The organism is Streptomyces sp. ADI95-17, from assembly GCF_003846175.1.
Taxonomy (GTDB): Bacteria; Actinomycetota; Actinomycetes; order Streptomycetales; family Streptomycetaceae; genus Streptomyces; species Streptomyces sanglieri.
In genome coordinates, this window is the sequence record NZ_ML123046.1 from 537,890 (window position 1) to 547,516 (window position 9,627).

At 71.5% G+C, this 9,627-nt stretch carries 7 protein-coding genes; all 7 read right to left on the bottom strand.

Annotation, left to right across the window (positions count from 1 at the left end):
- Window positions 1–20: 20 nt before the first annotated feature.
- Window positions 21–1,937, bottom strand: a complete 1,917-nt coding sequence (locus tag EES42_RS16310; RefSeq protein ID WP_241196404.1) for a glycoside hydrolase family 36 protein — start codon at window positions 1,935–1,937, stop codon at window positions 21–23.
- A gap of 5 nt (window positions 1,938–1,942) precedes the next feature.
- Window positions 1,943–2,758, bottom strand: coding sequence for a carbohydrate ABC transporter permease (locus tag EES42_RS16315; RefSeq protein WP_124718946.1), 816 nt, complete (start codon window positions 2,756–2,758; stop codon window positions 1,943–1,945).
- Window positions 2,755–3,711: a carbohydrate ABC transporter permease gene (locus tag EES42_RS16320; RefSeq protein ID WP_124718947.1), complete on the bottom strand. Its 957-nt coding sequence runs from the start codon at window positions 3,709–3,711 to the stop codon at window positions 2,755–2,757. The genes EES42_RS16315 and EES42_RS16320 overlap by 4 nt, the downstream gene beginning before the upstream one ends.
- Before the next feature lie 5 nt (window positions 3,712–3,716).
- On the bottom strand, window positions 3,717–5,045 hold the full coding sequence (locus EES42_RS16325; RefSeq protein WP_124718948.1) for an extracellular solute-binding protein: 1,329 nt from the start codon (window positions 5,043–5,045) through the stop codon (window positions 3,717–3,719).
- The gene (locus EES42_RS16330) at window positions 5,030–6,229 is read right to left on the bottom strand and encodes an aminotransferase class V-fold PLP-dependent enzyme (RefSeq protein WP_241196405.1); all 1,200 of its coding nucleotides are present in this window, start codon (window positions 6,227–6,229) and stop codon (window positions 5,030–5,032) included. The genes EES42_RS16325 and EES42_RS16330 overlap by 16 nt, the downstream gene beginning before the upstream one ends.
- A 272-nt stretch (window positions 6,230–6,501) precedes the next feature.
- Complete coding sequence (locus EES42_RS16335) at window positions 6,502–7,875, bottom strand: alkaline phosphatase (protein ID WP_124718949.1); 1,374 nt, start codon at window positions 7,873–7,875, stop codon at window positions 6,502–6,504.
- A gap of 204 nt (window positions 7,876–8,079) precedes the next feature.
- Window positions 8,080–9,528 (bottom strand): argininosuccinate synthase, encoded by a 1,449-nt coding sequence (gene argG, locus EES42_RS16340; RefSeq protein WP_124718950.1) that lies wholly within the window; start codon window positions 9,526–9,528, stop codon window positions 8,080–8,082.
- Window positions 9,529–9,627: the final 99 nt, after the last annotated feature.

Genomic DNA, 9,627 nt, shown 5'->3' on the forward strand with positions numbered 1-9,627 from the left:
CCGCCCCCGGCCCCCGGTCGTCAGTGCTCGCGGGTCAGGGTGAGCAGGCCACCGGTCGGCACGGTCACCGAGTTCACACCGGCGACGAGGTCGAGCACGGTCTCCGACAGGATCTCACCACGGCAGTCCTGGACAAGGGCGAGGGTCTGTTCCGGTCGGGTGGTGGTCAGGAGCACCACGGGGTCGCTGTCCGCGTTGGCGACGAGCAGGGTCTGCGGGCCGTCCGCGGCGCGCCGGTCCGGGAGGGCGACGGGCAGCGGCGCGTAGCGTGCGACCACGGTGGTGCGGTGGTCGCGGGCGCGGACCAGGGGGTAGCCGAGGTCCGGGCGCACGGGCTCCAGGGTGCCGAGCTGGAGGACATCGGCGTACCGGCGGAAGACGCCGAGCCAGAAGCGCAGGGTGGCGAGCCGGCCGGGGCTCTGGGCGGCGAGGTCCACGGAGACCTGCGGCACCGAGAACAGGGCGTTGACGAGGTGGACGGCGACGGACTCGGGCGTCTCGGCGGAGTTCCACATGATCATGTCGGCGTGGACGGCGAGCGGGCCCGCGATGAGCCGGCAGTCGACGGTGCGCTGGCGGTTCTCGGCGGGGCTGAGCGGGCAGTCGGTGGCGCGGACCATGGTGGCGTATGGCCACAACCCCGGGCTGACGTACGGCTGGCGGTGCTCGACGATCACGTCCGGCCGGGTGCGGCGCAGGCGGGTGTCGAGGTCGGCGAGCAGTTGGAGCACGCCCTCGTGGACGTCGGCGCGGTCGGCGCCGGCCGGGGCGGGCGGAGGGTCGGTGACGGCGAAGCGGTCGATGAAGTCGAGCTTCAGACCGTCCATGTCCCACTGCTCGACGGCGCGGGAGACCTTGTCGACCAGATAGGCACGGACCTCGGGGTGGCGGGGGTCGAGCACGGCCGCGTCCAGGTGGGGCTCCTCGCGCAGGATCATGCCCTGGAAGCGGTCCCAGGCATCGTTGTGCCGGCCGATGAACGGCAATGCGTACCAGAGGAGGTAGGCGAGGCCGAGCCGGTGGACCTCGGCGACGTGGGCCGAGGGGTCGGGGAAGGCCGCCGGGTTGGGCTCCCAGTCGCCGCAGTGGCCGTAGCCGCGGGCGCGGTCGGTGGTCTGCCAGCCGTCGTCGACGATGATGCTTTCGCAGCCGATGGCCGCGGCGAGGGCGGCCTGGCGTTCGACGGCGGCGGCGTCGACGTTCTGGTGGAGGCTGTACCAGGTGGAGTAGGCGGGCATCCGGGCGGCCGGGGCGATGCCGGGGTGGTCCAGGCCCTCGGCCCACCAGGCGGTGACGGCACGCAGGGTGGCGGCGAAGTGGCGGCCGCTGAGATCGATCCGCAGCCGCAGTGGCGGACCGTCCGGGGTGAGGTCCTGTTCGACGGCGAACTCGAACTCGCCGCTCTCCTCCACCACACCGGCGCCGACCCGCACGGGTGCGGAGGTCTCGCCGGCTGCGGCGGTGCACAGAGCGCGGTCGTCGGCGCCGATCAGACTGGCGACGGGGGCGCCCAGCGCGAGCGAGACGGTCCGGGGGGCGATCCAGGACGGCGGCAGCCAGCGGGAGGCGTTGGTGTCCGGGGTCCAGTAGGCGGTGGCCCCCAAGCAGGGGATCCGCCACTCGGCGCGGACGGTGGCCGCGGCCGACGCGGTGACCTCGATCAGGGCCACGCCGTCGCCGACCGGGGTGACCGCGGCCTCCAGCCGGTCGCAGCCGAGCCCGGTGAGATGGACGGTGAGCGGGGCGTCGGCCGAGTGGAGCAGCCCGGTGGCGAGCTGCCGGTGGACGACGGTGCCGGAGGTCGCCACGGCCGGCGTGTTCGGGCGCCAGACCGGGACGGGCTGCTGCGGGATGGCGTCCCGCGGGGCGGAGTCCGGCTCGGTGAGCGCCCGCGGGCTCTCGGCGCGCTCGTCGGCGGGGCGCGGTTCGGTGGTCACGGTGGTCACTCCTTGGTGGCCCCGGCCAGGAGGCCGGAGATGAACTGGCGTTGCAGGACGAGGAAGAGGGCCATCACGGGGACGGCGGCGATGGCGGCGGCGAGCAGGACCTGCGCGTAGTTGGTGGTCGCAAGGCCCTGCAGGGTGGCGGTGGCCACGGGCAGCGTGTACATGTCGGGGCTGCGCAGCGCGATCAGCGGCCAGACGAACTGGTTCCAGCCGCCGAGGAAGACGAACAGCGCGAGCGCCGCGATGACCGGCCGGTTGACCGGGATGACGATCCGCCACAGCACCCGCAGTTCGCCGGCGCCGTCGACGCGGGCCGCGTCCAGGAGTTCGTCGGGCATGGAGCGCAGTGCCTGCCGCATCAGGAAGATGCCGAACGGGGTGACCAGGCCGGGGAGGATGACGGACTGGTAGGAGTCGATCAGGCCCAGCTTCATCATCATCTCGAAGATCGGGATGAGCATCACCGTGTCGGGGAGGACGAGGGTGCTGAGCAGCAGGACGAAGAACAGATTGCGCCCGCGGAACTCGAACTTGGCGAAGGCGTAGCCCGCAAGGACCGAGACGACGACCGCGCCGACCGTCTGAACGCCCGCCACCAGCACGGTGTTGAACAGGACGCGGGTGAGCCCGATGGAATCCTGGAGCCCCTGGAGGTTCTCCATGAGGTGGCCGCCGGGCAGCAGCTTCGGCGGCCAGGAGAACACATCGCTGTTCTCCTGCGTGGCGGCCATGGCGAGCCAGTAGAACGGACCGACGCAGAGCCCGAAGGCGCCCGCGAGAAGCAGGGTGAGCAGGAGGTTGCGGCGCTTCACTTGCGCTCTCCCATCAGGCGGACCTGCAGGAAGCCGAGCACGGCCACGATCAGCGCGAGCGCGTAGGCGAGAGCCGAGGCGTAGCCGAAGTCGAAGTACTTGAAGCCGTTGTTGTAGAGGTACATGGTGACCGTCAAGGTGGCGTTGTCGGGGCCGCCGCCGGTGAGGACGTACGGCTCGTCGAAGAGCTGCAGGGTGCCGATGGTGGAGAGCACCACGGTGAGGAGCAGGATCGGGCGCAGCTGGGGAAGGGTGATGGAGACGAAGCGGCGGATCGGTCCCGCGCCGTCGACCTTCGCGGCCTCGTACAGCTCCTGGGGAATGCCCTGCAGGCCGGCGAGGTAGATCACCGCGTTGTAGCCGGTGTAGTGCCAGGTGATGACGAGGACGACGCCGACGCGGGCCCAGAAGGGGCTGCCGAGCCAGTTCACCCGGTCGATGCCGAACAGGGAGAGGACCCAGTTCAGCAGCCCGGCGTCGCGGTTGAGGATCACGGAGAACATCACGCCCGCGGCGACCAGACCGGTCAGCGAGGGGACGAAGACGCCGAGCCGCCAGAGCGGGCGCAGCCAGACCTTGGTGGAGTTGAGGCCGAGGGCGATGAGCAGGGCGAGGCCGAGCATCAGCGGCACCTGGACGACCAGGATCAGCGCGGTGTTCTTCAGCGCGGTCCAGAACAGCGGATCGTTCAGCAGGCGCTGGTAGTTGTCGAGCCCGGTGAAGTGCCGACCGGCGCCGTTGCCGGTGGTGAGGCTGATCCAGAGCGAGGCGACGATGGGGTACGCCTTGAAGATCGCGAAACCCAGCACGGCGGGCATGATCAGCAGGTACGGGACGGAGGTGCGGGTCAGCAGCCGGCGTCGGCCCGGGCGGGTGCGGCCGGTCCGGTCGGTGGTGCCGCGGCCGGCCGCGGTGGCGGTGGCGGGAGCGTGTTCGGACGGGGCGAGGGACATGGTGGTCAGACCGCCTGCTGCCGACCGGTCTGCTGGGCAAGCTGCTCGGCGGCCTTCTTGAGGGCGTCGGCCGGGTCGGCGCCCTTGAGCAGCACCTGGCTCTGGGCGTCGCTGGCGAACTTGAGGGCGCGGGCGTAGTCCCCGGTGAAGTTGGTGGCCGGGGCATCGGCGGAGAGCGATTCGACGAAGGGCTTCAGCACCTTCTGGCCGCCGTAGAAGGGGTGCGGCGCGCTGAACCTCGGGTCGTCGTACGCCGCCTTGAGGGCGGGGAAGACGCCGCCGGAGGCGAACATCCGGTTGATCGGGGCGGGCTTGGTCAGCGCGTACTCGATGAATTGCCAGGCGGCCTTGCGGCGCGTGCTGGAGCCGGAGACGGCCAGGTAGGTGGAGTTGACGATGGCGTTGCGCTTGCCCCCGGGAACGGCGGCGGGCGGCTGCATGGAGCGCCACTTCCCCTTCTGCTCGGGGAACGTGGAGGCCAGGTACTCCACGGCCCAGGCCGCCTCCGCGTAGGTGGCCAGCTTCCCCTGGCTGAGCAGACGCTTCTCGGTGCCCTGGCCCGCGGTGTCGGCGATCAGACCGGCGTCGTTGAGCCGCTTGATGATGGTGAGGGCCTTGACGGCGGCCGGGGAGGCGAGCGTGATCTTCCCGTCCTGGTCGAAGTAGAAGACGTCCTGGAGTTGCATCAGGTTCTGGAAGAAGTCCATGTCCTGGGTGGCGCCGGTCTTGTCGAGCCCGAGCAGCCGGACACCGGCGGCGTCGAGGATCTTCGACCCTGCGGCGATCATGTCGTTCCAGTCGCCGATGCCGGCGGGGTCGACACCGGCCTTCTCGAAGTGGTCGTGCCGGTAGAAGAGACCGAGCGGGTTGACCTCCCACGGGAGGGCGTGGGCGGCCTTGTCCTTGCCCATGACGGTCGGCCACAGACCCTTGGCGAAGGCGTCCTCGTACTTGTCGGCGCCGAGCCTGGACAGGTCGGCGATGCCGTCGGGGAACTTGTCCAGGTAACCGGGCAGGTAGTCGACGCCGATGTGCAGGACGTCCGCGAGACCCTTGCCGCCCGAGGCGAGGCCGACGGTGATCTTGTCCCAGATGGCCGGGTTGCCGACGTCCTGGACGTCGACCTCGATGCCGGGGTTGTCCCGCTCGAAGGAGGGGACGACGCTGCGCAGGCCCTCGGCCGCGGTGGTCCAGCTCCAGACGGTGATCCTGCCGCTGTCGCCGTCGCCTCCGGCGCTGCCCGATCCGTTGTCGCCGCAGGCGGTGAGGCCGAGTCCGGCGACGGAGGCGGTGGCGAGCTGAAGCAGACGGCGGCGGCTCAGTTGGTGGGACATATGGGCTCCTGGGACTGGGACTCGGAGTGGGACGTGGGGCGGGTGAAGGAGTGCAGAACCTCGGCGAGCAGGTCCGCCGCGGCGCCCGGGGTGGAGGTGTGGGGAGACAGCCGGATCCACTCGTCGCGGCGGGTGGTGATCAGGCCGGCCGCTTCGAGGGTGCGGTGGACGGTGGCGGGGTCGTGGCCGGGCAGGCGGAAGGTGCCGATACCGGCGCGCTCGTGGGGGCCGAGTCCGTCCAGCAGGACGTCGGCGCCGGCCCGCCGCGCGCGGTCGAGCAGATCGCCGAGGGTGGCGCGGATGCGAGTGCCGACGGCGGCGGGGCCGCCCTGGTCGAACAGGTCGTCGATGGCTGCGCCGATGGCCGCGGCGGCCGGGAAGTCCGGGTTGGTGGCGAGGTGGGCGGCGGCCCCGGGCAGCGGCGGCGCCGGATGCCGCGGGGCGAAGGGCTCCGCGACGCCGGCCCAGCCGCCGAGCCCTGGAGCCAGGCGCTCGGCGCACCGGTCGCGGATCAGCAGCAGCGCGGCTCCCCAGCCGGCCCGTAGCCACTTCTGGCCGCCGCTGACGAGGATGTCGGCGGCATCCGCTTCGAGTGGGACGGCGCCCAGGCCCTGGATGGCGTCGACGATCAGCAGTCGGCCGGGCCCGAGGACCTCCTTGAGGGCGGCGAGCGGCGCCAGGTGGCCGGTGAGCGAGTCGACGGCGCTGACGGTGAGGGCGGTGACATCGGGGGTGAGATGGCGACGCAGGAGGTCGGGGGTGATGTGCCGCTGCCCGGCCGGGTCGACGAGTCGGACGGCGGGGCCGCCGCGGCCGGCGAAGCGGAGCCAGGGGTAGAGGTTGGCGGGGAATTCGTCACGGGGCACCAGGACGGTGCCGGGGCCGCGGAGCGCGGCGGCCACGGTGAACAGGCCGTTGCTGGTGGACGGGGCGAGGGCGATTTCGTGCGGACGGGCGTCGAGCAGCCGGGCCGCCGAGGTCAGGGCGGCGTCGCTGAGGGCGAACAGCCGGTCGAGGTCGGCGGGGTCGACGCGGGCGGCGAGCCCGGTCGCGTCGGCGAGCGCGGCGGCGGCCGGGCGGGAGAGCGGGCCGATCCTGGCGTGGTCCAGGTAGCCCGCCAGCGGACCGCGAGCGGGAGCCGCGGGGGTGGTGGGTTCGGATGAATGATGGATTTGATCGTTCAAAAAATTGCCCTAACAGAGCTTGTTGCATGCACTTCCTGGGGATTTGAAGGTTCAGATTAGGGAGATCAGGTCGACCCGGCAAGAGGTTCGGCGCAACTGCTTTCCGGCGGGCCGGCCGGCGGGCCCCGCAGGGGCGGGGGCGGGCGCCGGTGGAACCCGGCGTCAGGGCGGCACGGAGGGATCGTCCGGACTGCGGTGAGCATGCGTCGTCCCCCGGCCCCGTCGGCACACTGCTGCGTGCCGACGGGACCGGGGGACGATTCCCCGAAGGGTCAGCGGACCCGGAGCGCCTCGCGGATCGTGGTGAACAGGTCGGTCTGGTCGGTGACGCCCAGGACCCGGTAGGCCTGCGGGCCCTGCGCCGCGATCCGGACCTCGGTGCCGGTGTGCTCCTGCGACTGGCCGGGCGTGTTGGTCGAGTAGTTGACCTTGATCTGCTGGCCCTCGTCGGTGACCAGCGTGGAGGTCAGGCCGGGCGGCTGGGCCTCCAGGGGCACGATCTGGCTGCTGTGGCCGTGGTCGGCGGTGGTGACGACGAGGGTGTCGGGGTGCTTGGCGGCGTACGCGCGCGCCGTCTTCACCGCGCGGTCGAACGCGGCGGTCTCGCCGATCTGGCCGCACGGGTCGGCGGCGTGGTCCTGCTTGTCGATCGACGCGCCCTCGACCTGGAGGAAGAAGCCCTTCTTGCTGTGGCTGCGCTTCTGCTTCGCCTCCAGGAGCTGGATGGCCTTGGTGGTCTGGTCGGCGAGGTTCGGGGTGCCGGCGGGGCGGCTCGGGTTGGAGGTGACACAGCGCTGCGGGGCGGTGCCGCCGACCGCGGCGGGCTTGCCCGTCCACTCGGTGGCGACGTTGCCCGGCGCGAAGAGCCCGAGGACCGGCTTGCCGCCCTTGACCGCCTTCAGGGAGGCGTTGTCGGTGACGACCTGGTAGCCCAGCTTCCGGGCCTGCTGGGTGACGGTCAGGCCCTTGTACCGGCCCTCGGTGATCTTCTGGTCGAAGCGCTGCTTGCCGCCGCCGAGGAGGACGTCGACCTTGTGGTTCACGCTCTGCTCGGCGATCGAGCCGGGGCCGCCCTTGGCGATGGTGTCCGTGGGGCACTTGGCCATGTCGGCGGGGCCCTGGCAGGAGCGGTCGGTGGCGTGCGAGGCGAGGACGGCCGGGGTGGCGTCGGTCAGCTCGGCGGTGGTCACCGAGCCGGTCGCGTAGCCGCCCTTCTGTGCCAGCTCCAGAATGGTCGGGACGGCCTTGTCCTTGCCCGGCGTCTTGGAGATCCGGCCGTTGACGGTCTTCACACCGGTCGCCCAGCCGGTGCCGCTGGCCGCGGAGTCGGTGACGTAGTCCGGCGTGCCGTCGGCGTGCACGGCGTACGTCGTGTACGCGCCGGTCAGCGGGAACTTGTCCATGTTCAGGTGGCCGGCCGCGCCCACCGTGTAGTCGCGGGCGAGGGTGATCTCCGAGTCGCCCATGCCGTCACCGATGAGCAGGATGACGTTCTTCGCCTTGCCGCCCTTGACGGCGTCCTTGGCGTGCTCCTTCGTGCCGGACGCACCGGCCGTCGCCGTGAGGGCGACAGCGGCGGTGGCGGTGGCTACGAGGACCGCGCCGGTGGCTGTCAGGTGACTGCGGGAAAGGCGCTTACTGGGCATGGAATCTCCTTGATCCGGCCGGCGGGGAGCACCGGCGAGGACCACCTCACCAGCGGCGGGTGAACCATCGGTGACGTGAAAGCCGCCTCCGTCCTGCCGGAACATGGCATCAGGGGCATATGCCCCTCGCCGTACGCCGACGGGCCCCGGCGGAAGCGAATCCGCCGGGGCCCGTCTGGCCGGATGTACGGCCGGTGGCCGGTGTCAGTCCGTGCCGGACTCCATCGCGGCGCGGTCCAGCATCGTCTCCTCGTCCGTGGCCTCGCCGCGGGAGGCGATCGCCTGGGCGCCGCCCTGGTCCATGGCGCCGATCAGACCGGTCGAGGCGGCCTGCGCGGCGCCGATCGGCGTCGGGTGGCCGCCGCCGACCAGGCCCAGACCGGCGTACTGCTCCAGCCGGGCACGGGAGTCGGCGATGTCCAGGTTCCGCATGGTGAGCTGACCGATCCGGTCCACCGGGCCGAACGCCGAGTCCTCGGTCCGCTCCATGGAGAGCTTGTCCGGGTGGTAGCTGAACGCCGGGCCCGTGGTGTCGAGGATCGAGTAGTCCTCGCCGCGCCGCAGCCGCAGCGTCACCTCGCCGGTGACCGCCGCGCCGACCCAGCGCTGCAGGGACTCGCGGATCATCAGCGCCTGCGGGTCCAGCCAGCGGCCCTCGTACATCAGCCGACCGAGCCGCCGGCCCTCGTTGTGGTACGCGGCCAGGGTGTCCTCGTTGTGGATCGCGTTGACCAGGCGCTCGTAGGCGATGTGCAGCAGCGCCATGCCCGGGGCCTCGTAGATGCCGCGGCTCTTGGCCTCGATGATCCGGTTCTCGATCTGGTCGGACATGCCGAGACCGTGGCGGCCGCCGATCGCGTTGGCCTCCATGACGAGGTCGACGGGGGAGCCGAACTCCTTGCCGTTGACGGTGACCGGACGGCCCTGGTCGAAGCCGACCGTCACGTCCTCGGCGGCGATCTCCACCGACGGGTCCCAGAACCGCACGCCCATGATCGGGTCGACCGTCTCGACGCCCGTGTCGAGGTGCTCCAGGGTCTTGGCCTCGTGCGTGGCGCCCCAGATGTTGGCGTCCGTGGAGTAGGCCTTCTCCGTCGAGTCCCGGTACGGCAGCCCGTGCGCGAGCAGCCACTCCGACATCTCCTTGCGGCCGCCGAGCTCCGTGACGAAGTCCGCGTCCAGCCAGGGCTTGTAGATCCGCAGGTGCGGGTTGGCGAGCAGGCCGTAGCGGTAGAACCGCTCGATGTCGTTGCCCTTGAACGTGGAGCCGTCGCCCCAGATCTGCACCCCGTCCTCAAGCATGGCCCGCACCAGCAGCGTGCCGGTCACGGCGCGCCCCAGCGGCGTGGTGTTGAAGTACGGGCGGCCGCCCGACCTGATGTGGAACGCGCCGCAGGAGAGCGCCGCAAGCCCTTCCTCGACCAGCGCGGCACGGCAGTCGACGAGCCGGGTGATCTCGGCGCCGTACGCGGAGGCGCGGCCGGGCACGGACGCGATGTCGGGCTCGTCGTACTGGCCGATGTCGGCGGTGTACGTGCAGGGGACGGCGCCCTTGTCGCGCATCCAGGCGACGGCGACAGAGGTGTCGAGCCCGCCGGAGAAGGCGATGCCGACGCGCTCGCCGGTGGGGAGGGAGGTGAGGACTTTGGACATAGGAAGACTATGCATCACTTCGCATGATCATGCAACATTTGGCGCGGTGAAACACGACGGGCCGGCCCCGGGAAGGGGCCGGCCCGAAGTCGAACGCGT

Bases quoted from the DNA above. Each gene is read 5' to 3' on its own strand.
- EES42_RS16320 (WP_124718947.1), bottom strand. From the start codon at position 3,711: ATGTCCCTCGCCCCGTCCGAACACGCTCCCGCCACCGCCACCGCGGCC.
- EES42_RS16325 (WP_124718948.1), bottom strand. From the start codon at position 5,045: ATGTCCCACCAACTGAGCCGCCGCCGTCTGCTTCAGCTCGCCACCGCC.
- EES42_RS16335 (WP_124718949.1), bottom strand. From the start codon at position 7,875: ATGCCCAGTAAGCGCCTTTCCCGCAGTCACCTGACAGCCACCGGCGCG.
- argG (WP_124718950.1), bottom strand. From the start codon at position 9,528: ATGTCCAAAGTCCTCACCTCCCTCCCCACCGGCGAGCGCGTCGGCATC.